The organism is Vibrio neonatus (assembly GCF_024346975.1).
In the GTDB taxonomy this organism is placed as follows: Bacteria; Pseudomonadota; Gammaproteobacteria; order Enterobacterales; family Vibrionaceae; genus Vibrio; species Vibrio neonatus.
Genome location: NZ_AP024885.1, coordinates 1804935 through 1825949, shown reverse-complemented (window position 1 = coordinate 1825949; position 21015 = coordinate 1804935). Strand labels below are relative to the sequence as shown.

Below are 21015 nucleotides of genomic sequence, written 5' to 3'. Positions count from 1 at the left end.
TGTGATTGTCGCAATTGTTCCTATCAATGGTGCCTGATCCCATGGTCGATCGGTGCAGCCTCACGGCTGGAAGGGATGCTCGGGGACACTTTAGCCATCACATTTTGCTCTTCAGGAAAAGGTGATCTGCGAAAAATTTGCAGTCGAACTCTGCATCGATAGGTAAAAGTTGTGCGACATGCTTGTTCAGAATCAATGTCTTATGCCTTACGCTGCACGGAATAATGAACAATCAACTTTCATTTCTTGTCAATTTGCGCCTTAGTAAAGTGTAAAAAACAACCAAGGGGACATATTGATTGACGAACTATAACAGTGTCACTAATGCACAGCAATCAACAAACAGATAAAGGATAGAAAAAAAACCAACAAATACCAAGTAAAGATAGCTAATTAACTGATTATATTAGAATTAATTAATGTGAGTAAAAATGACAAAACTGTGACGGTGTAATGTTGTACACAGGTTTTTAAATCATCTACGTACAAAAGCGCGTCACGGTCAATTTATCTAGCGCAGAGTAGAAAGATGTGATTTAGAACACTTTAGAATGTTACACTAGGCAAATGAGTGAAATTAGAACCCCAGTCCAGTTTGTTGAGATAGATTCTGACATGGCAGGACAGCGCATCGATAATTTTCTGCGCAATCAATTAAAAGCAATCCCAAAGAGTATGGTTTACCGAATCATACGTAAGGGTGAAGTGCGCGTGAATAAAAAGCGTATTAAAGCCGAATACAAACTTCAGGCAGGCGATGTGGTGCGTATTCCACCAGTGACGCTTCCTGCTACCGAAGAAACACCTGCGTTGAGCACTAAGCTCAATAAAGTGTCTGAGCTTGAACACCGCATTTTATATGAAGACGATCATCTGCTTATTTTAAATAAACCATCAGGCACGGCTGTGCACGGTGGCAGTGGTTTGAAGTTTGGCGCTATTGAAGCGCTACGAGCATTAAGACCGGATGCAAGATTTTTAGAACTTGTGCATCGTATTGATAGAGATACTTCTGGCATTTTATTAGTCGCCAAGAAACGCTCGGCACTGCGCCATCTACAAGCGCAGTTTCGCGAGAAAACCGTGCAGAAGTATTATTTTGCCTTGGTGATGGGTGAGTGGAAGAACAGCATTCGTAAAGTGACTGCGCCACTTCTTAAAAATGAAGTGAACAGCATTGTACGTGTGAACCCGAACGGTAAGCTGTCAGAAACGCGCTTTAAAGTGATTGAAAAGCTGAATAACTCAACTTTAATTCAAGCAAGCCCAATTACTGGCCGTACTCATCAAATTCGTGTGCACGTTCAATATACGGGTCATCCAATTGCTTGGGATGATCGTTATGGCGATCGCCGTTTCGATGCATTTACCGCGAAAGTAGGCTTAGACCGCTTATTCCTACATGCGGCCAACATTAAGTTTACCCACCCAGGTACCGAAGAAGAGATGGATATCTCGGCACCAATGGAAGGTAAACTGACGCGTGCGATTGAGAAACTGCGAATCTAGACGTCAAATGATGGACTATTCGCGCTTAACCTAAGATAGAAACACCTTCATTTTCTAATAGGTCGATAAGCTCAATGAGCGGTAGACCGATGAGGGTGTTAGGATCTTTGCCTTCGAGTGCACTAAATAGAGCGATGCCTAAGCCTTCGCTTTTAAAGCTACCGGCACAATTTAACGGTTGCTCTAATTCAACGTAACGTTTGATTTGAGCGTCGGATAACGTTTTAAAATGCACTTTAAAGGTATCGACAACGACTTGAGTGCGACTACTTTTAGTGTTGTGCAAGGCAAGTCCAGTATAAAATGTAATGGTTTGGCCGCTTTGCTCGGTAAGCTGTTGTATCGCACCCGCTGTGGTATGCGGTTTACCCACAATGCGACCATTAACCACACAAACTTGGTCAGAGCCAATCACGAGGTGCTGACCATCAGGAAGAGAACAAGATTTGGCTTTTCCTTCAGCCAGTCTTGCGACAAGCTGCTCGGGTAATTCATTATCTAGAGCCGTTTCGTCAAAGTCAGGGCTGACTTGTATAAAAGAAACCGATAATTTACGCAGAATCTCTGCTCGATAAGGGGATGTCGAGGCTAACACAATTTGATATTCGTTCATGAATTCCAGTTCGATGTTTGAATTGTTTGGCATAGAATAATCGACGTACAAAAATTGAGTAAGTTTTTTCTGTTTTCCTTTGACTAAATTTGATTTGAGAGATAATATTCGCGCCCTATGCAAAAGGTAAAAATACCGCGAACGGTTGACCCGAGTAAAGCAGCTCAGAAACGACTAGACTATGATGGCATCATCCAAGTCAGTCTGCTCAAGCGCTTGGCCGAGTCGGTCGAAGGCGTAAAACGCAACGCAGAAGTCACATTGTCATTTGACTTAGATGAACAACGATTGGTCGTTATCTCTGGTAAAGCTAACGTCGAAGTCGATTTAGAGTGTCAACGCTGCAATGAGAACTTCACACATTATTGTGAAGTCCAATTCGTCTATACCCCTAATAAGGGCGAAAAGACCGAAGAGGAAGCCCCGGAAGAGTACGATTTGGTAGATCTGAACGAGTACGGTGAATGCGATCTCATACAGTTAGTTGAAGACGAGTTCATTCTAAACTTACCTCAAGTAGCAATGCATGATGTATCTGAATGTAGCGTAAATACACATAACTTGGTTTTTGGTGACATTCCTGAAGAAATTGAGGAAGAGAAACCAAACCCGTTCGAAGTTTTAAAAAGCTTAAAAGCAAAGACAAAGGAGTAGGGTCAATGGCCGTACAAAAGAGCAAAAAATCACGTTCAATGCGTGGCATGCGTCGTTCACACGATGCGCTAACTACAGCTGCACTATCTGTAGACGCAACTTCAGGTGAAACTCACCTACGTCACAACGTGACTGCTGAAGGTTACTACCGTGGCAAAAAAGTAATCAACAAGTAAGGTTACTTTTTGCGAACGATTACCGTTGCACTGGATGCAATGGGTGGGGACTTCGGTCCTCATATTACAGTGCCTGCCGCCGTGCAGGCATTGTCTATTTTTCCAGAGCTAAAAGTTATTTTAGTGGGTGACGAATCCGTCCTCATTCCCCACCTCTCTACATTGGGATCTTACCCCAATGCACGCATTCACATCGAACATACCGATAAAGTGATTGCAGACACCGATAAACCCTCATCCGTTATGCGCCGTAGCGCAGGTACCTCTATGCGTCGCGCAATCGATCTGGTTGAAGAGCAGACCGCACAAGCCTGTGTCAGTGGTGGTAATACGGGTGCCTTAATGGGGTTATCTCGCTATCGCCTAAAACTTTTGCCGGGTATAGAACGACCTGCACTGGTTTCGGCATTGCCAACACGCAACGGCGAAAAAGTATGGCTACTTGATCTTGGGGCGAATGTCTCGGTCAATGCGAACACTTTGTTTCAATTTGCTGTGATGGGCTCGGCCTTGGCCGAAGAGCATTTGCATCGTTCACCACGAGTGGCGATTTTAAATGTCGGTGAAGAGGATATTAAAGGGAATGATCTGGTAAAAGATTGCGCTGAATTGCTGCAACAAACAGAATCTATTAATTACATTGGATTTATTGAAGCAGATCAGCTATTACAAGATGAAGCCGATGTTGTTGTCTGTGATGGATTTGTCGGCAATGTCTGTTTAAAAGCATCTGAAGGGGTAGCCAATCTATTTCTAGATAGGTTAAAACATCATATGCTGGCATCCAAGTTCAGAGCTTGGATATCAAAAATTATTTTCTCGGAGCTGTTTTCTGAGCTAAAACAACTGAACCCCGACCAGTATAACGGGGCAAGTTTGTTAGGATTGCGCGGCATTGTCATTAAAAGTCACGGAAGTGCGGATAAAACTGCTATCATCAATGCAATCATAGAGGCAGTTCACGAGGTCAAACGTCAAGTACCCAGTCGTATAAGTGACCGTTTGGAAACCGTTTTACTCGAGAGGCAAAATTAGTCTTCATGTATAGCAAAATATTAGGCACAGGCAGCTATCTGCCTTCTCAAGTGCGCACCAATGCAGATCTAGAAAAAATGGTTGATACCGACGACGAGTGGATTGTAGCTCGTACTGGTATTAAAGAGCGTCGTATTTCAGCAGCGGATGAATCCGTTGCCGATATGGGCTTTATTGCAGCAAAAAATGCGATTGAGATGGCGGGTATTGATAAAGCCGATCTTGATCTTATTATTGTTGCCACTACCAGTGGTAGCCATGCCTTCCCATCATCTGCGTGTCAAATTCAAGGAATGCTCGACGTTCCTGGCTGTGCTGCTTTTGATATAGCGGCAGCATGTACTGGCTTCGTGTATGCGTTGTCGGTAGCTGACCAGCATATCCGTTCTGGAATGTGTAAAAACATTTTGGTTATCGGTGCTGACGCTCTATCAAAATCAGTAGATGAAATTGATCGCTCAACCGTTATCTTGTTTGGTGACGGTGCGGGTGCAGTGGTATTAGGTGCCAGTGAAGAACAAGGCATCTTATCTACGCACCTTGGCGCGGATGGTCGTTACGGTGAATTACTGAGCCTTGAAATGCCAGTTCGTGGTGGTGAAGTCGATAAATGGCTACACATGACGGGCAATGAAGTATTTAAGGTGGCAGTAACTCAGCTTTCACGTTTAGTTACCGATACGCTGAAAGCCAATAACCTTGAGAAACAAGATTTAGATTGGCTAGTGCCGCATCAGGCCAACCTAAGAATCATCTCTGCGACAGCCAAAAAACTGTCAATGCCGATGGATCAAGTGGTAGTAACCCTTGATCGTCACGGCAACACTTCAGCCGCTACGGTACCAACCGCACTCGATGAGGCGGTACGCGATGGCCGAATTAAGCGTGGTCAGTTGATGTTGCTAGAAGCCTTTGGTGGTGGTTTCACTTGGGGTTCTGCGCTAGTTAGGTTCTGATAAAAGCGCAAATGATTAATTTAAAGAAGTGCAACTGCACTTCTTTTTCAATATTTAGGACGAATTATGAGCAAGTTTGCAATCGTATTTCCAGGTCAAGGCTCTCAAAGCCTTGGTATGTTGGCCGATCTTGGCGAGCAATTTGATGTTGTTAAACAAACCTTTGCTGAAGCATCTGAAGTATTAGGTTATGACCTATGGGCACTGATTCAAGATGGCCCTGCAGAAGATTTAAATCAAACTCACCGCACTCAACCTGCATTGCTAGCGGCATCTGTTGCCATTTGGCGTGTATGGAATGAGCAAGGTCTTGCCACTCCTGAATTGGTTGCAGGCCACAGCTTAGGTGAATACTCAGCTTTGGTTTGTGCTGGCGTAATCGATTTCAAACAAGCGATTAAACTGGTTGAACTGCGCGGTCAATTGATGCAAGAAGCGGTACCAGCAGGTACAGGCGCAATGTACGCAATTATCGGCCTAGCAGATGACGCTATTGCGAAAGCGTGTGAAGAAGCGGCGCAAGGCGAAGTGGTTTCTCCAGTAAACTTCAACTCTCCTGGTCAAGTGGTTATCGCAGGTAATAAAGCCGCGGTAGAGCGTGCGGGCGTATTGTGTAAAGAAGCGGGCGCGAAACGTGCACTGCCTTTACCTGTATCAGTACCTTCGCACTGTGCACTGATGAAGCCTGCAGCGGATCGTTTGGCTGAAGCACTGAAAGATCTTGAATTTAATGCTCCAACGCTACCTGTGATCAACAACGTTGACGTTGTAGCAGAAACTGATCCTGCAAAAATTAAAGACGCGCTTGTACGTCAACTCTATTGCCCAGTACGTTGGACTGAAGGCGTAGTGAGCATGCATGAGCAAGGCGTAGAGAAACTCTTTGAGTTGGGCCCAGGTAAAGTTCTAACGGGTTTGACTAAACGTATCGTGAAAAGCCTAACGGCTGCAGCAGTGAATGACACAGCATCACTAGAAGCTGCGAAATAAGATTCTTAACGGAGACAATAAATAATGAACCTTGAAGGAAAGATCGCATTAGTGACTGGTGCTAGCCGTGGTATTGGCCGCGCTATCGCTGAGACACTAGTGGCTCGCGGCGCAACGGTTATCGGTACTGCAACGAGTGAAAACGGTGCGGCAGCTATCAGTGAGTACTTAGGTGAAAATGGTAAGGGATTGGCACTAAATGTAACAGACCCTGCTTCTATTGAAGCTGTACTAAAACAGATTACCACTGATTTTGGTCCTCTTGATATCCTAGTAAACAATGCGGGTATTACTCGTGACAACTTGCTAATGCGCATGAAAGACGATGAGTGGACTGATATCTTGGATACCAATCTAACTTCAATCTTCCGTTTGTCTAAAGCTGTTCTACGTGGCATGATGAAGAAAAGATGCGGTAGAATCATAAACGTAGGTTCAGTTGTTGGTACTATGGGCAACGCTGGACAAACAAACTACGCAGCTGCTAAGGCTGGCGTAATTGGTTTTACTAAGTCTATGGCTCGTGAGGTTGCTTCTCGCGGCGTAACAGTCAATACTGTAGCACCAGGTTTTATCGAAACTGATATGACAAAAGCACTAAATGATGAGCAACGCGCAGCAACACTGTCTTCTGTGCCAGCTGGTCGCTTAGGTGATCCTCGTGAAATCGCAGCTGCTGTGGCATTTCTTGCCTCTCCAGACGCCGCGTATATAACAGGTGAAACATTACACGTCAATGGCGGCATGTACATGGTGTAATTTTGTGCATTATTTGACGTGATATAAGTCAAAAGTGCCATTAAAATCGGGTAAATGAAAAAATTGTGGTTTGACCAGCAAGGATGCCCTTGCAACTTTTTACCTTTTGAATAAACTACGCAAAACATCGCATTCAGCGACTTATGTATAGGAAATAAAAAATGAGCAATCTTGAAGAACGTGTAAAAAAAATCATCATTGAACAACTAGGTGTTGATGAAGCTGAAGTTAAGAACGAAGCATCTTTCGTTGACGATCTTGGTGCTGACTCTCTTGACACTGTTGAGCTAGTAATGGCTCTAGAAGAAGAATTCGACACAGAGATTCCTGACGAAGAAGCAGAGAAAATCACTACTGTTCAAGCTGCTATCGATTACGTAACTAGCGCTCAGTAATTCTCTTCTCAGGCGGTTAATTTCTTTGACCGCCTGATTCTTTACAGCTTCCTTATCGTTGTATTTCCATCTCTCATTAATCTAACCCCGGAGTAAAAATCGTGTCCAAGCGTCGTGTAGTTGTCACTGGCATGGGTATGTTGTCACCGGTCGGCAACACCGTAGAATCTTCTTGGAAAGCCCTGCTATCAGGTCAAAGCGGTATCTCGAATATCGAACACTTTGACACCACCGAATTTTCAACACGCTTTGCAGGTCTTATCAAAGACTTTAACTGCGAAGAGTACATGTCTAAAAAAGATGCTCGTAAAATGGATTTGTTTATCCAATACGGTATCGCAGCAGGTATCCAAGCTCTAGATGATTCTGGCCTAGAAATCACTGACGAAAATTGCAGTCGCGTAGGCGTAGCAATTGGTTCAGGTATCGGTGGTTTAGGTCTGATTGAAAACGGTATTCATACTATGAACGCGAAAGGTCCACGTCGAGTGAGTCCATTTTTCGTTCCATCAACCATTGTAAACATGGTTGCAGGTAATCTTTCTATCATGCGTGGCCTTCGTGGTCCTAACATTGCTATCTCTACCGCCTGTACTACAGGTTTGCACAATATTGGCCATGCGGCTCGTATGATTGCTTACGGTGATGCAGATGCAATGGTTGCAGGTGGCTCTGAAAAAGCGTCAACTCCAATGGGTATCGCAGGTTTTGGTGCAGCGAAAGCTCTGTCTACTAATAACGAAAACCCTCAAGCGGCTTCTCGTCCGTGGGACAAAGATCGTGATGGTTTCGTATTAGGTGATGGCGCGGGCATCATGGTACTGGAAGAGTACGAATCAGCGAAAGCTCGTGGTGCTGATATCTATTGTGAACTTGTTGGCTTCGGCATGAGCGGCGATGCGTATCACATGACCTCTCCAAGTGAAGATGGCTCAGGTGGCGCTCTAGCAATGGAAGCCGCTATGCGTGATGCAGGTGTGACAGGTGAGCAAATTGGCTACATCAACGCACACGGCACATCGACACCAGCAGGTGACGTAGCAGAACTTAAAGGCGTGAAACGCGCTTTAGGAGATGCAGGTGCAGCTCAAGTACGTGTATCTTCTACTAAATCTATGATCGGTCACCTATTAGGTGCGGCAGGTTCAGTTGAAGCTATCATTACCGCATTGGCGCTTCGCGACCAGAAAGTTCCACCTACAATCAACCTTGATGAAATTGACGAGCGCGCAGAAGCACTGGGTATTAACTTAGTACCAAACGTAGCTCAAGATGTAGAGATGGAATATGCTCTATGTAACTCATTCGGTTTCGGTGGCACTAACGGTTCGTTGATCTTCAAAAAGATCTAATTAACCTAGCAACCTCAAAGTTGTGAGTTAAAATAGTTTGGGTCAGACTCAGTTTCAATCGAAACTGGCTCTGGCCTTTTTTATTGTCGGTCATCTTTGGAATCAAGCATGTATTGGATAAATGGCGTCGAAAAAGACACGATTTTGGCAAGTGATAGAAGTTTCAATTACGGTGATGGCGGTTTTACTACCATTAGAACCTTAGATGGAAAACCGCAACATTGGGCGGCGCACGTCGATCGAATGCAGGCGTGTTTAACTTTGTTACAAATTACTCAGCCGGATTGGAACTTGGTCCGTCTGTGGGTAGAGCACGCCGCGATTGATACAGGGGTTGCTGGAGTAAAGCTGCATGTAAGCCGTGGTAGCGGCGGGCGAGGTTATAGCCCAACCGGTGTTGATACTCCGCAAGTGACTATTAGTGAATTTGTCTATCCAACTCACTACCTAAACTGGCAGCAACAAGGCGTTGAGTTGGGGCTTGCCCAGCATAAACTTGGCCTAAATCCTTTACTTGCCGGTCATAAACACAATAACCGCTTAGAACAAGTATTGTTGAAAGCAGATATTGAAGCGCAAGGTTATGCCGATGGTATTGTGCTTGATCTCAATGAGCATGTTGTCGAAACTACTATGGCGAATCTGTTTTGGGTATCAAAAGGCGTTTTGTATACCCCAAGTATCGAGCTTTGTGGTGTTGCCGGAGTCGCCCGTCGCTGGATATTAGAAGATGCTGCGCAACGTGACATTCCTGTAGTCATAAAAAGCATGACTGTTGCACAACTATTAGACGCCGACGAGGTGTTTATGTGTAATTCCCTATTAGGTGTGGCTCCAATTATAAAAATCACCCATAAATGTTTTCCAATCGGTATAATGACTCGCGATTTCCAGGAGAGGATAAATAGTGCTTAAAAAAATTATAACCCTATGTGTTTTGTTGGTGGTGTTAGCCGGCGGTGGTCTGTTTTATGTATGGAATCAACTGACTAGCTATATGAACCAGCCGCTACAGATAGAGGAGCCAACGTTAATCACTATCAAACCTGGCACTTCATTTAACTCATTATTACGCCGATTTGAAAATAATGACTGGGTACAGCCAAGTGAGTTTTCACGCCTAGCCAGTCGCGCCCATCCTGAACTGACCAAAGTAAAGGCGGGCACTTTTGAAATAGAGCCTAACCTGACCTTAGAGCAAGCTCTGGTAAGCCTAGTTAATGGCTCGCAAGCCGAATTTAGCATCACATTTGTTGAAGGTAGCACCTTTAAAGAGTGGAGAGGGCAGTTTGATAGCGCACCTCACTTAGTTCACAGCACGAAAGATATGAGCGAGGCCGAGATTGCGCAGGCGTTAAATATTGATAGAGACAAACTCGAAGGGTTATTTTTAGCCGAGACTTATCGCTATACCGTAGGCATGTCTGATCTTGATGTGATGAGACGTGCGCACAATCAATTAAATAAAGTCCTAGAAGAATATTGGGCGGAGCGCCAAGATAATTTGCCATTAAAGACCGCGTATCAAGCGCTGACCTTAGCTTCTATTATCGAAAAAGAAACCGCAGTGCCTGAGGAGCGACCATTGGTGTCGTCTGTGTTTGTGAATCGTCTAAAAATAGGCATGCGTTTACAAACTGACCCAACGGTGATTTATGGCATGGGCGATAAATACCAAGGCAATATTCGCAAGCGAGATTTACAAAGACCAACGCCATACAACACTTATACTATTTACGGCCTGACGCCGACGCCTATTGCTATGGTTGGTGAAGAAGCGATTGCAGCAGCAGTTAACCCAGATGACAGTAAGTATCTTTATTTTGTGGCGAGTGGTCATGGCGGGCATGTGTTTTCCAAAAATCTCAGAGATCATAATCGCGCCGTACAAGCGTATTTAAGAAAATTAAGGGCTCGAAAATAATGAAGCAAGGTAAATTCATCGTGGTTGAGGGCTTAGAAGGCGCAGGTAAAAGCACCGCAATTTCTAAGATCATGTCTCAGCTTGCCGCCTCCGGCATTCAAGATATAGTGTCTACTAGAGAGCCGGGCGGAACGCCTCTTGCCGAAAAAATGCGCGCTTTGGTAAAAGAAGAGCATGCGTCAGAGCAGTTACAAGACATTACCGAATTGCTGCTTATTTATGGCGCGCGCGTGCAGTTGGTCGAAACGGTTATTAAACCTGCGTTATCACAAGGGCATTGGGTAGTAGGCGATCGTCACGATCTCTCTTCACAAGCCTATCAAGGTGGTGGTCGTCAAATCTCGGCGGATACCATGCAGTCACTCAAACAGATCAGTTTGGGCGAGTTTAAGCCTGATTTAACCTTGTACATGGATATTGAACCTAGCTTAGGTTTAGAGCGTGCACGAGGCCGTGGCGAGCTTGATCGCATTGAAAAAATGGATATTTCGTTTTTTGAACGTGCCCGCGCTCGTTATCTAGAATTGGCTGCCAGTGATGATTCTATTGTTGTCATTAACGCAGGGCAGGCAATTGAGCAAGTGGCCTCAGATATCGAGTCAGCTCTACAGCAGTGGTTAGGAAAATAATAGCGATGAATAATGTCCAATACCCTTGGTTGCAAGCAACGTGGAATCAGCTGCATTCGAGTTTAGAACAAAGGGTATTGCCCGGCGCTTTGCTCTTTAGTGCAACTAAAGGTTTAGGTGAAGAGTCGATTATTAATCAGTTGGTTAAAGTGCAGCTGTGTAATAACAGCGATACTGAGGCGTGCGGTTTTTGTCATAGCTGCGAGCTTTTCCAAGCGGATACTCACCCTGATTTTCATCGAATTATGCCATTAGAAGGCAAAAGCTCTATTTCGGTAGACCAGATCCGAGAAGGGAATCGCTACGCGCTGGAATCCTCTCAACTTGGTGGTAAAAGGGTCATTGTGATTCAACCTGCGGAAGCAATGACAGAGCAAGCGATGAATGCTTTGCTTAAAACGCTAGAAACGCCTCCAGAAAGTTGTGTGTTTATTTTAAGAAGCCACGCACCTCACCGATTGTTGCCGACCATTAAAAGTCGTTGTCAGCAATGGCACATCCCAACGCCGGATCTGAACAATTATCGCTCTTGGCTAACCGACAATAATATTGGTAACGTACCTGAGCTTTATTACCAGGTCTGCTTAGGTGCGCCGTTAACCTTAAAAGAGTTTGTTGAGAAAGGGCAGAATATCGAGTTTGATGCCACAATTGAGGCACTGGCTGATTTCTTAGAGCAAGAGTTTGCATTGCCTAAAGCGTTTGTGGATGCATGTGCAAGCGAGACTTTGAGTAAACTTAACCGTCTCTCTCTTGCGTTGATTGAATTGCAAAAAAGCTTCTTTGTTGCACAAGCGACGGTTGAAAGTCATGCAGGACTCAAGCGATTACAATCCATAGTGGATTATCAAAAAACCTTTGAACTGTCTCGCCGATTGGCAGAGCTAACTGAGCAACTGACCGTACACACAGGTTTAAATAAAGAGTTATTATTAAGTCAGTGGTTAATTGAAACCAAGATGTCATAGCGCTATCAAGTGGTTCGTTAATCAATGTTTGCAGCGCGCTTAAGGCGCGTTTTTTTATAGGTGTTATATGTTTGTAGATTCTCATTGCCATCTTGATAAATTGAACTATCAAGATTTGCATACCAGTGTTGCCGATGTTGTGGCAAAAGCCGAGCAAGCCAATGTTAAACAGTTATTGTCTGTTGGGGTAACGTTAGAAGCCTTTCCAAAAATGATGGAGCTGATTGCGCCGTTTCCTCAAGTGCATGCATCTGCAGGCGTTCACCCTTTAGATGTAGAAAGTGATTTCGACTATCAGCAGTTAGCGTCATTTGCTCAACAAGACAAAGTGGTGGCGATTGGCGAAACAGGTTTAGATTTTCATTACAAGCCAGAAACTAAAGCGTTGCAGATAGAAAGATTTGAGCAGCAAGTTGAACTAGCGGTAGATGTAAATAAACCTTTGATTATTCACACTAGATTGGCTCGTTCTGAGACTTTGTCTATACTCAAAAAGGGACATGCAGAGCGTTGCGGTGGAGTGATCCATTGTTTCACCGAAGATCGTGCTTTTGCGGAAGCGGCTATGGAGTTGGGGTTTTATATTTCAATCTCGGGCATTGTCACTTTTCGCCAAGCAACTGAACTAAAAGAAGTTGTGAAAGCTTTACCTCTAGAACGTTTGCTTATTGAGACTGATTCGCCTTATTTAGCGCCCGTTCCACATAGAGGAAATGAAAACCAGCCAGCGTATGTAGTCGAAGTTGCAAGCTACATTGCTCAGTTAAAAGGGATATCTTTGGGAGAGGTTGCGAGTAGCACAACGCAAAATTTCTCAGATCTTTTTTTGAGTCGCTAAATTAGTTTTCATTAAATTCTACACCTTCTGCTCGTTTAGTTAACGGTTATTGCTAGTTTTTACTGAATTTGTTGTTGTTTATTTTTTGTGTTGAAAATCTATGTCACAGAGATGAAATAGGTTAATTTCTATTTGAAAAATAAGTGATATTCAACGAATAGCGAAAAGATTTTTAAACGCGAATTAAGTTTTTGCTTATTAATTCAATGTCTTATGTTTGTTTTTATGGCGAATTTACGAATGAGCTAAATGTGATCTATAGCCACTTTTAGCAACTTGTATTTTGCAGGGTAAAGAAACTTAAAAAGCATACCTATATATTTAGAGAAGAAAAATATAATCGGATTCGGTTACGTTTTTAGAGCAAGGTCTATCATTTTGGCTGCGGGGGTAAGTCATTGATGCTGCCAGTATCAGTACTTCCAGTTGCAGGTATTCTACTTGGTGTAGGGGCTGCCGACTTAGGCTTTATTCCAGATGTCGTGTCATCCTTAATGGAGAAAGCGGGTGGCTCAGTATTTGATCAGATGCCATTGCTATTTGCAGTAGGTGTGGCACTTGGTTTTACCAATAATGATGGTGTAGCGGGTTTAGCCTCTATTGTTGGCTACGGCATTATGGCTGCTACTTTGGGCGTAATGTCTGAAGTATTGGAAACGACTGATCCTATCAATACAGGGGTACTTGGCGGCATCTTAATTGGTGCACTATCGGCATGGGCATTTAAACGCTTTTATCGAATTCAATTGCCTGAATATTTAGGATTCTTTGCCGGTAAACGTGCTGTACCTATCATCACAGGTTTTGCCGCTATTGGCCTAGGCATTGTGCTTTCTTTCGTATGGCCTCCTATTGGTAACGGCATCTCATGGTTCTCACATTGGGCGGCTAACCAAAACCCACAATTGGCATTTGGTATCTACGGCGTTATCGAGCGTTCATTAATTCCGTTTGGCTTACACCATGTATGGAACGTGCCATTCTTCTTCGAAGCTGGTAACTGTGTGAATGCATCGGGTGAAGTCCAACACGGTATTTTGACTTGTTACTTGGTAGCTGATGATGCTTCGCGCGCGGCGGGTAATGGCTTCGGTCAACTTGCTGGTGGCTACATGTTCAAAATGTTTGGTTTGCCAGCAGCGGCTATCGCTATCGCGCATTGTGCTAAACCAGAGAACAGAACTAAAGTCATGGGCATCATGTTGTCTGCAGCGTTAACTTCGTTCCTAACAGGTATTACAGAGCCAATTGAGTTCTCATTCTTGTTCGTAGCACCGGTATTGTACGGAATCCACGCTTTGCTAGCCGGTTCTGCATACGTAGTGTCTAACACTCTAGGCTTTGTTCACGGAACCTCGTTCTCTCACGGTTTGATTGATTTCTTGGTACTTTCGGGCAACGCTCAGAAAATGGGACTTATGGTAGCGGTGGGTCTTGGCTATGCGGCTATCTACTACTTTGTATTCCGCACTGTGATTCTGGCTATGGACCTTAAAACTCCAGGTCGCGAAGATGAAACCGCAGAAGAAGGCACAAGCTTCACCGGTAGTGAGCTGGCAGGTGAGTTAGTTGCCGCATTTGGTGGTAAGAACAATATCACAGGTCTAGATGCATGTATTACACGTCTACGTGTTGCGGTAGCAGACACTGAGATTGTTGACCAAGATAAACTGAAACAGCTTGGCGCGGCGGGTGTAGTTGTCGTATCTGGTGGTGTTCAAGCTATCTTTGGTACTAAATCTGATAATTTGAAAACGGATATGGATGAGTGGATTCGTAACAACGGATAATCATTTTCTGTAAACGATACGAAGGAGGCTTATTTAAGCCTCCTTTTTTATTGAGTCATCGCTAGTTTCTGATATGAAAACAAAGTGATTTGATTAAAAAATGTGTCACAAAACGCACTTTGATACATTTGATGTGTTTTTACTGACAAAAGGCGTAAAAATCAGGGTAATATAAGGCAAATTGCATACAAATAGGGAATAAAAAGTGAATATTGGGAAGTTAGCATTGGTTACTGTTGTTCTTACTGGGCTAGCAACTTATGTGGGAGCCGCCAAAGCCGCAACTTCTAACAGCGGTGCTGTAAAGTTAGGTATGGGATTAGATCAAGGCCTTAGTGTTGTCGTTAAGTTTGAAGATAAATACAATTTGTCAGTAGGGAACGACGGTATGGCGTTTGATTATCACTTTTCTCAAGGTAGCTTTGCGGATGATATTCCTTTTAACTGGTTTGTAGGCGCGGGTGCATGGTACGAGTGGAATGATGACTTTGGTCTGCGTGTTCCTCTGGGCTTAGATTGGAACTTTGCCCCTAACTGGAACGCTTACGGGCACATTAATCCAGAATGGCAATTGCAACAGAAGGCAAAACTACAGTTTGGCGCAGGTATTGGTGTGACATATCGCTTTTAACCATTTTTAGCTCACTGTAAGACACTCTAACCGACCTTTAGGTCGGTTTTTTATTATCTCTATCTAGCCCTTGATTTAGCCCTTGATTTCTATGCTAAATCTCTATGCTTTACCCTACATTCAAAAAGTCTAACGCAGTTATCGAGTATTTTAACAAGCTAGAATAACCTGTAATTTAGTACGATTGCTATCAGTTATTTTAGGCAATAAAAAACCGAGCACTAAGGCTCGGTTCTATTCATAAGCTAAGTAGGCTTATTGTTGTTTTTTCATCGCCTTACGGATACAGATAGCTGCGCCACCCCAAGTAATCCCAAGACCAAGAATCATCATAATGATTGCACTAGTAGTCATAATTACGCTTCCTTTTTGCTTAATACGTTGATAGCAATACCGATTACCGCAAGTAGAGCCAGTAGTCCCCAACCTAACATTAGAAGATCAGATTGTGCGTAACCGCCGTAGCCGTCTGTTAGTGTTGTTTTCAATGTATTGAAAAGAGTAATTGCAAGAATTGCAGGGCTTACTACTTTCAGACATAGGTCGTACCAAATGCCAATTTTGAAATCTGATACTGAGTTTACATAGTTACGAATAGTCGCCGCTTTAACAACCCAGACGATGAGTAGCACTTCAATGAAGCAGCTTAGAACGATACCAATTTGGTTGGTAAAGTAATCGACCAAATCAAGCAGTAATAGACCGCCGTTAGTTGCAAATGCAAGAGAAACAAAAGCACCAATACCACACACTAACGTTGCCGCTTTTTTACGACCCACTTTAAATTTATCAATGATGGCAGATGTTACCGCTTCAATGATTGAAATGTGAGAACTTAGACCGGCAATAGTCAGCGCAAGGAACAACAGTGGACCAAGAATATATGGCGCTGGTAGTTCGTTAATTGCCGCTGGTAAGGTAACAAACGCAAGACCTACACCCGCTGAAACAACGTCAGTCAGTTCTTTACCCTGTTGGTGAGCCATAAAGCCCAGTACAGAGAAGATCATGATACCCGCAAGGATTGAGAAACCACAGTTAATCAAAACGGTCATGAAGGCGTTGTTGTTGATGTCTGATTTCTCAGGTAAGTAGCTTGAGTAAGCCAGCATGATGGCAAAACCGATACTTAGGGTAAAGAAGATCTGGCCGTATGCTGCTGCCCAAACTTTCATATCCATGATTTTGCTAAAGTCAGGTTCAAACAGGTAGTTCACACCGTTCAATGCGCCTGGTAGGAAAACCATGCGGATGATAAGGACAATAACCATGATAAACAGTACTGGCATCATGATTTTTGCCGCACGTTCAATACCAGACTTAACACCACCAACGATAGCGGCGTAAGTAATAGCCCATGCTAGAAGCATAGTGCCAGCAATTTTCCATTGGATAGAACCTAAGTTAGACGGTGAGTTGTCGCCTAGATTTAGATATTGGCTAAAGAAGTATGCGTTGGTGTCTGTGCCCCAACCTTGGTGGAATGACATACCTAGGTATGAAATAGACCAACCAATAACGGCCACGTAGTAAACCGCAATACATGCCGCAATACCGACTTGGAACCAACCTAACCACTCAAATTTAGGGTTAACGGCTTTTAGTGCTGCTGGTGCAGAACCACGGTATTTTTGACCTAATTTGAATTCCATAATCATAAATGGAATACCGGCTGTCAGCATGGCAAAAATGTAAGGGATAAAGAATGCGCCACCGCCGTTTTCATAAGCCATATATGGGAATCGCCATATATTACCTAAACCGATTGCTGAGCCCACTGCGGCCAAAATAAATCCAGTACGGGAACCCCATTGTTCTCGTTTCATAACTACTCCTTGTAGTAATTAATTGCATAAGAGCGGCTAGCTTAATTTTAGAGGCGAGAGTTTCTTTCTCTGCTTTTAGTGCTAGTTGTAAAGCATTAACCCTGTAACGGTACGCTGGGTTAGTGATTTGTTCCGATTCTTATGTTTAAAAGTGGTTGAATATGTTGTGTTTTTTGTTACTCAGACTCTAAAACTAGAAGATTATTCTGAGTGATAGGGGCAGATTACCGTGAGATATTCTGTCTGGCAAGATAAAATAAAATTAAAATACTGGAATAAAGATCGCATTTTTACTGAAAATTACAGATTTTGTAAATTATCAAACTGGATATCGCTGATAATTCATATCATTTGTGCGGTTTTGTATGGATGGGCAGTTGATATAACTAAATGACAAGTTAAGAGCGAAAAACCAGTAATCTTTCGGCTCTTAACATTTTGTGGTGATTATATATGCTTTTTCGTGCATATATATGAATTTAGAAACTGAAAGTAAAGCCGACATTTGCTTGCAGTTGATTCATCCAGTTGCCTGCAAATGCCACTTTACAGTTGCTACCTGCCGCGCTCGAATCACAAAGAGTAATGGATTCGCTATCGACCAGAGTCCCCATGTAACGCAGTTGTCCTTGTAGTGCAAAGTAGTCTGTTATTTTGTATTCCACTCCGCCATAGACGCCCAGTGAGAATTTGTATTCAGTATTTGCACCTTGAATATCAATTTGTGTACCACCCAAACTTAAACCAAGGTAAGAGTTCCAATTATCAGTTGGGTAGTAGACCGCACTTTGAAAATGCAAATAGCGTAAAGAGGTATCAACATCGAGATCTTCGATAGAAGAATGTTGCTCAGAATAAAGTAAACCTAATCGACCTTGATCGACATCCGTTTCAATCGCAAGGTTGTAATTGACGTTTCTTTCTATATCAAAGCTATCACCGCTATCAGAATCAAACGATCCTCCCATACCATAGCCCACCATAGGGGTGATATAGACGTCAGCTTGAGTAGCTGCAGAGTAGCTGCAGGCTAATACTAATAGGGATAGGGCTGTTTTATTCATGGTGTTGTCATCCTTGTCGATCAAGAGGCATCTAGTTCAGTCTGCTACTCATTCATAGAAGAGAAAATATGGATTACCATTATTGTAGAGTAATTGTGACAGTAACTACATAATTCTGCACAGGTTTTTGTTAAGCCTTGAGAGTAGCATGTTGCAATGCTAATACTAAATATAGCGTCAGGAGTGTACTGCTAATGTGGGATGAGTATCAACAAATAAAAAGGTGACCGATGAGTACAGAATTGAAATTTACCCTAGTGATAGTTTTAACCAGTCTTGCTTTACTTCTTGCCTATGGTTTAGTGGCAATATTTAGTTGATATCACTGGGTGATTAAATGGAGAACAGCGGATTAATTTGCAGTCACCATACAGCCTACAATCCTAAATTATTTAGCCAATATATAGGAGGCGAAACTGCGCTAGTGGCGCAGGGAGGAGGACAGCGAGGGATTTTTACCGCAGGGGTTCTCGACGCATTCCTATATTCCAATTTTGACCCTTTCGACGCCTTTTATGGCACTTCTGCTGGCGCACTGAATCTTTGTGCTTACTTATGTCGGCAACCGACCTTAGGTAAATCTTTTTTATTGGATCTTACCACTGACGATCGCTTCTTTAATCTGTTCAGTTTTATACGTCAAAAGCACTATATCGGTCTGGATTGGGCGTTAAACCAAATCTGTTCGCCGCCTTATAAGCTCGATATTGATATGGGCAAAAAGGTACTTAGTGACAGAGGAGCGTTTGCCGCCGTCACCCACGCAGATACGTTTCATGATAAGTATTTACCGCTATTAGGAGAAGATTGGCTGGACGTAATTAGGGCGACTTGTGCCATCCCTAATTTGGTCTCAAGGCCAATTTCGCTATCAGGTAACGAGTTTGTCGATGGCGGTGTTTCTGCTTCCATTCCAGTGCAAGAAGCGTGGCGTCGAGAAGCCAGAAATATCATAGTGATACGAACTGAGTTTCCAGAACCAAGAGAAGCGAATAACAATCAACAGCCTCCGGATAAAGAGGTTTGGTATAAAAGCCCCATCGATAATATTCAAAGCTTTTGGAGCGAGCAGATAGATAAAGGCAAGAAGAGTGTGGATGAGTTTATCGAAGAGCGCATTTTGCAAAGCCGAGCCGATACCAGCAGTCCTAGTCTAGATTTACTTAATGGTGGGCGTTGGCTATTTGGTGCCGATAGTGTGTATCGTTTATCGCATCTATTAGGTAACCGTTTAGATGCCGGCATCGCCGATATGTTGATGGTGCATTATCAAACCTACGCTTTGACGCAAGAATTTATTGCTACGCCGCCAGAGGACTGTTTTGTGATGCAAATTGTCCCTGAAGAGCCGCTACACAGCTCGTCATTAATGAGCAGCCATGAGGCGTTACTTTTTGATTATCAACAAGGGTTAAATTCGGGTTATCGTTTTGTCGATGAGTACCAAAAAGTATTAAGAATGAGAATTGCTACACAGCATTGCAATAATTGATTACAAATAAGTGAGGCGCCTCACGACTAGCATATACAGTGCTTCACATTTACTTCGACCTATAAAATAATAGAGTTTCTTGACTAGGGAGACTCGCATGTACACGGCACAACCAAGCCACATTGATCATATTAAACAGATAAACGCCGGTAAGGTGTATCAGCTCATTGATCAGTTTGGGCCTATTTCTCGAATCGATCTCTCTAAACTCAGTGGTCTTGCGCCCGCAAGTATCACAAAAATTTCTCGTGAATTGATTGAAGCACACTTGATTCATGAAACGGTTGTCCAAGAAGCGACCAGTCGTGGTCGTCCGGCTGTTGGTTTACAAACCAATAATGAAGGTTGGCAATTCCTGTCGCTGAGACTGGGACGTGGCTACTTAACCATTGCTCTGCATGAGCTTGGTGGTGAAGTCATTTCTGAAAAGTACATCGATATTGAAGAGCGTAATCAAGACGCGATGCTGGCTCGTCTTCTAAAAGAGATTTATCAATTCTTTGAAGAAAAAGCCGATATGCTAGAGCGCATCACTAGCTTAGCCATCACTTTACCGGGCCTAGTACACTCGGAAAGTGGCTTAGTATTGCAGATGCCGCATTATGATGTGAAGTATTTAGAATTAGGCCCTGCTATTTATAAGGCGACCGGTTTACCGGTATTTATTGCCAATGACACGCGCGCTTGGGCATTAGCTGAAAAGCTATTTGGTAACTCTCAGCAAAATAAAAACTCAGTGCTTATCTCGGTACATAACGGTATTGGCGCAGGCATCATCTTAGAAGACAAAGTACTGCAAGGTCGTTTGGGGAATGTAGGTGAGTTAGGTCACTTGCAGGTCGAACCTGATGGGCATCTTTGCCATTGCGGAAATCGTGGCTGTTTAGAAACGGTAGCAAGCTCGCATGCACTATTACGTCAAGTGACCGAAGCTATCGAAGCGGGTGAAGAGACTTGTTTGAAACTTGAAACATTATCGGTCATTAATATCTGTATGGCCGCCAATCATGGCGATCCTTTGGCGCTGGATATAGTGAAAAAGCTAGGCCAACGTTTAGGCTATGCAGTATCGCTAGTGGTGAATATGTTCAACCCAGAGAAAGTATTGATAGGCGGTGACATTAATGTTGCGAAAGGCATTATTATCCCTGAGATTGAGCGCAGTGTAGAAACTCAAACTTTGCCGATTTATCGTCAAGATCTGGAGATTGCGCCAAGTCGCTTTATTAAAAATGCTACCATGCCAGGCGCAGCTTTGATTAAGCAAGCCTTGTATGACGGAATATTGCTGATGAAGTTGATTGAAGGCTGAACGCTAAATACTGCAATGACAGTAAGTGATATTAAAATCGATTAAAAATAAAAATACCGGCTAATTTTTAGCCGGTATTTTTTTGATGGTGTAATGACGGTA

23 protein-coding genes are annotated in these 21015 nt (G+C 43.4%); 19 read left to right on the top strand and 4 right to left on the bottom strand.

Annotation, left to right across the window (positions count from 1 at the left end):
- Positions 1–567 precede the first annotated feature (567 nt).
- Positions 568–1509: a 23S rRNA pseudouridine(955/2504/2580) synthase RluC gene (gene rluC, locus OCU38_RS08435; RefSeq protein WP_261822732.1), complete on the top strand. Its 942-nt coding sequence runs from the start codon at positions 568–570 to the stop codon at positions 1507–1509.
- A 25-nt stretch (positions 1510–1534) separates the two neighbouring features.
- Here the strand turns inward: rluC and OCU38_RS08430 are convergent, their stop codons facing one another.
- Positions 1535–2122 (bottom strand): Maf family protein, encoded by a 588-nt coding sequence (locus OCU38_RS08430; RefSeq protein ID WP_261824264.1) that lies wholly within the window; start codon positions 2120–2122, stop codon positions 1535–1537.
- A 117-nt stretch (positions 2123–2239) separates the two neighbouring features.
- Between OCU38_RS08430 and yceD the strand changes: the two genes are divergently transcribed.
- The 15 genes from yceD (at position 2240) to OCU38_RS08355 (ending at position 15219) form a co-directional block, all read left to right on the top strand.
- Positions 2240–2776 carry a 23S rRNA accumulation protein YceD gene (gene yceD / locus OCU38_RS08425; protein WP_021712557.1) on the top strand — a complete coding sequence of 179 codons (537 nt, stop codon included), beginning with the start codon at positions 2240–2242 and terminating at the stop codon, positions 2774–2776.
- A gap of 5 nt (positions 2777–2781) precedes the next feature.
- Positions 2782–2952, top strand: coding sequence for a 50S ribosomal protein L32 (rpmF, locus tag OCU38_RS08420; RefSeq protein ID WP_004414666.1), 171 nt, complete (start codon positions 2782–2784; stop codon positions 2950–2952).
- A gap of 9 nt (positions 2953–2961) precedes the next feature.
- The gene (plsX, locus tag OCU38_RS08415) at positions 2962–3987 is read left to right on the top strand and encodes a phosphate acyltransferase PlsX (protein WP_261822731.1); all 1026 of its coding nucleotides are present in this window, start codon (positions 2962–2964) and stop codon (positions 3985–3987) included.
- 5 nt (positions 3988–3992) lie between these two features.
- Positions 3993–4943, top strand: coding sequence for a beta-ketoacyl-ACP synthase III (locus OCU38_RS08410; RefSeq protein ID WP_261822730.1), 951 nt, complete (start codon positions 3993–3995; stop codon positions 4941–4943).
- Positions 4944–5009: 66 nt separating this feature from the next.
- Entirely contained in the window at positions 5010–5933 is a 924-nt protein-coding gene (gene fabD / locus OCU38_RS08405) for an ACP S-malonyltransferase (RefSeq protein WP_261822729.1), read from the top strand.
- A gap of 24 nt (positions 5934–5957) precedes the next feature.
- Entirely contained in the window at positions 5958–6692 is a 735-nt protein-coding gene (fabG, locus tag OCU38_RS08400) for a 3-oxoacyl-ACP reductase FabG (protein ID WP_261822728.1), read from the top strand.
- Between the two features lie 161 nt (positions 6693–6853).
- Positions 6854–7087 carry an acyl carrier protein gene (gene acpP / locus OCU38_RS08395; RefSeq protein WP_017051317.1) on the top strand — a complete coding sequence of 78 codons (234 nt, stop codon included), beginning with the start codon at positions 6854–6856 and terminating at the stop codon, positions 7085–7087.
- Between the two features lie 101 nt (positions 7088–7188).
- Complete coding sequence (gene fabF / locus OCU38_RS08390) at positions 7189–8439, top strand: beta-ketoacyl-ACP synthase II (RefSeq protein WP_023402689.1); 1251 nt, start codon at positions 7189–7191, stop codon at positions 8437–8439.
- Positions 8440–8547: 108 nt separating this feature from the next.
- The gene (gene pabC, locus OCU38_RS08385; protein WP_261822727.1) at positions 8548–9354 is read left to right on the top strand and encodes an aminodeoxychorismate lyase; all 807 of its coding nucleotides are present in this window, start codon (positions 8548–8550) and stop codon (positions 9352–9354) included.
- Positions 9347–10363 carry an endolytic transglycosylase MltG gene (mltG, locus tag OCU38_RS08380; RefSeq protein ID WP_261822726.1) on the top strand — a complete coding sequence of 339 codons (1017 nt, stop codon included), beginning with the start codon at positions 9347–9349 and terminating at the stop codon, positions 10361–10363. The genes pabC and mltG overlap by 8 nt, the downstream gene beginning before the upstream one ends.
- Positions 10363–10992, top strand: a complete 630-nt coding sequence (gene tmk, locus OCU38_RS08375) for a dTMP kinase (protein ID WP_261822725.1) — start codon at positions 10363–10365, stop codon at positions 10990–10992. Before mltG ends, tmk begins: the two co-directional genes overlap by 1 nt.
- A gap of 5 nt (positions 10993–10997) precedes the next feature.
- Complete coding sequence (gene holB / locus OCU38_RS08370; protein ID WP_261822724.1) at positions 10998–11960, top strand: DNA polymerase III subunit delta'; 963 nt, start codon at positions 10998–11000, stop codon at positions 11958–11960.
- Positions 11961–12027: 67 nt separating this feature from the next.
- Complete coding sequence (locus OCU38_RS08365) at positions 12028–12798, top strand: TatD family hydrolase (RefSeq protein WP_261822723.1); 771 nt, start codon at positions 12028–12030, stop codon at positions 12796–12798.
- A gap of 401 nt (positions 12799–13199) precedes the next feature.
- Positions 13200–14588: a PTS glucose transporter subunit IIBC gene (ptsG, locus tag OCU38_RS08360; RefSeq protein ID WP_261822722.1), complete on the top strand. Its 1389-nt coding sequence runs from the start codon at positions 13200–13202 to the stop codon at positions 14586–14588.
- A gap of 205 nt (positions 14589–14793) precedes the next feature.
- Entirely contained in the window at positions 14794–15219 is a 426-nt protein-coding gene (locus tag OCU38_RS08355) for a hypothetical protein (RefSeq protein ID WP_261822721.1), read from the top strand.
- A gap of 255 nt (positions 15220–15474) precedes the next feature.
- On the opposite strand, the gene OCU38_RS08350 is transcribed toward OCU38_RS08355, so the two are convergent.
- The 3 genes from OCU38_RS08350 to OCU38_RS08340 all read right to left on the bottom strand — a co-directional run bounded on the left by OCU38_RS08350 (position 15475) and on the right by OCU38_RS08340 (position 18109).
- Positions 15475–15573, bottom strand: coding sequence for a MetS family NSS transporter small subunit (locus OCU38_RS08350; RefSeq protein WP_023402697.1), 99 nt, complete (start codon positions 15571–15573; stop codon positions 15475–15477).
- Positions 15574–15575: 2 nt separating this feature from the next.
- Positions 15576–17045, bottom strand: coding sequence for a sodium-dependent transporter (locus OCU38_RS08345; protein ID WP_261822720.1), 1470 nt, complete (start codon positions 17043–17045; stop codon positions 15576–15578).
- Positions 17046–17524: 479 nt separating this feature from the next.
- On the bottom strand, positions 17525–18109 hold the full coding sequence (locus OCU38_RS08340; RefSeq protein ID WP_261822719.1) for an outer membrane beta-barrel protein: 585 nt from the start codon (positions 18107–18109) through the stop codon (positions 17525–17527).
- A gap of 230 nt (positions 18110–18339) precedes the next feature.
- Between OCU38_RS08340 and cydH the strand changes: the two genes are divergently transcribed.
- The 3 genes from cydH to mlc all read left to right on the top strand — a co-directional run bounded on the left by cydH (position 18340) and on the right by mlc (position 20913).
- Positions 18340–18429: a cytochrome bd-I oxidase subunit CydH gene (cydH, locus tag OCU38_RS17100; protein ID WP_390625219.1), complete on the top strand. Its 90-nt coding sequence runs from the start codon at positions 18340–18342 to the stop codon at positions 18427–18429.
- A gap of 17 nt (positions 18430–18446) precedes the next feature.
- A complete protein-coding gene (locus tag OCU38_RS08335; protein WP_261822718.1) occupies positions 18447–19601 on the top strand; it encodes a patatin-like phospholipase family protein in 1155 nt (384 codons plus the stop codon).
- Between the two features lie 97 nt (positions 19602–19698).
- Positions 19699–20913, top strand: a complete 1215-nt coding sequence (gene mlc / locus OCU38_RS08330; RefSeq protein ID WP_261822717.1) for a sugar metabolism global transcriptional regulator Mlc — start codon at positions 19699–19701, stop codon at positions 20911–20913.
- Positions 20914–21015: the final 102 nt, after the last annotated feature.

Excerpts from the sequence above, each read along its gene's own strand:
- rluC (WP_261822732.1), top strand. The coding sequence starts at position 568 with ATGAGTGAAATTAGAACCCCAGTCCAGTTTGTTGAGATAGATTCTGAC.
- pabC (WP_261822727.1), top strand. The coding sequence starts at position 8,548 with ATGTATTGGATAAATGGCGTCGAAAAAGACACGATTTTGGCAAGTGAT.
- tmk (WP_261822725.1), top strand. The coding sequence starts at position 10,363 with ATGAAGCAAGGTAAATTCATCGTGGTTGAGGGCTTAGAAGGCGCAGGT.
- mlc (WP_261822717.1), top strand. The coding sequence starts at position 19,699 with ATGTACACGGCACAACCAAGCCACATTGATCATATTAAACAGATAAAC.
- ptsG (WP_261822722.1), top strand. The coding sequence starts at position 13,200 with ATGCTGCCAGTATCAGTACTTCCAGTTGCAGGTATTCTACTTGGTGTA.
- yceD (WP_021712557.1), top strand. The coding sequence starts at position 2,240 with ATGCAAAAGGTAAAAATACCGCGAACGGTTGACCCGAGTAAAGCAGCT.
- fabD (WP_261822729.1), top strand. The coding sequence starts at position 5,010 with ATGAGCAAGTTTGCAATCGTATTTCCAGGTCAAGGCTCTCAAAGCCTT.
- OCU38_RS08430 (WP_261824264.1), bottom strand. The coding sequence starts at position 2,122 with ATGAACGAATATCAAATTGTGTTAGCCTCGACATCCCCTTATCGAGCA.
- cydH (WP_390625219.1), top strand. The coding sequence starts at position 18,340 with ATGAGTACAGAATTGAAATTTACCCTAGTGATAGTTTTAACCAGTCTT.
- OCU38_RS08365 (WP_261822723.1), top strand. The coding sequence starts at position 12,028 with ATGTTTGTAGATTCTCATTGCCATCTTGATAAATTGAACTATCAAGAT.
- acpP (WP_017051317.1), top strand. The coding sequence starts at position 6,854 with ATGAGCAATCTTGAAGAACGTGTAAAAAAAATCATCATTGAACAACTA.
- OCU38_RS08410 (WP_261822730.1), top strand. The coding sequence starts at position 3,993 with ATGTATAGCAAAATATTAGGCACAGGCAGCTATCTGCCTTCTCAAGTG.
- OCU38_RS08345 (WP_261822720.1), bottom strand. The coding sequence starts at position 17,045 with ATGAAACGAGAACAATGGGGTTCCCGTACTGGATTTATTTTGGCCGCA.
- OCU38_RS08335 (WP_261822718.1), top strand. The coding sequence starts at position 18,447 with ATGGAGAACAGCGGATTAATTTGCAGTCACCATACAGCCTACAATCCT.
- holB (WP_261822724.1), top strand. The coding sequence starts at position 10,998 with ATGAATAATGTCCAATACCCTTGGTTGCAAGCAACGTGGAATCAGCTG.
- fabG (WP_261822728.1), top strand. The coding sequence starts at position 5,958 with ATGAACCTTGAAGGAAAGATCGCATTAGTGACTGGTGCTAGCCGTGGT.
- OCU38_RS08350 (WP_023402697.1), bottom strand. The coding sequence starts at position 15,573 with ATGACTACTAGTGCAATCATTATGATGATTCTTGGTCTTGGGATTACT.
- OCU38_RS08340 (WP_261822719.1), bottom strand. The coding sequence starts at position 18,109 with ATGAATAAAACAGCCCTATCCCTATTAGTATTAGCCTGCAGCTACTCT.
- rpmF (WP_004414666.1), top strand. The coding sequence starts at position 2,782 with ATGGCCGTACAAAAGAGCAAAAAATCACGTTCAATGCGTGGCATGCGT.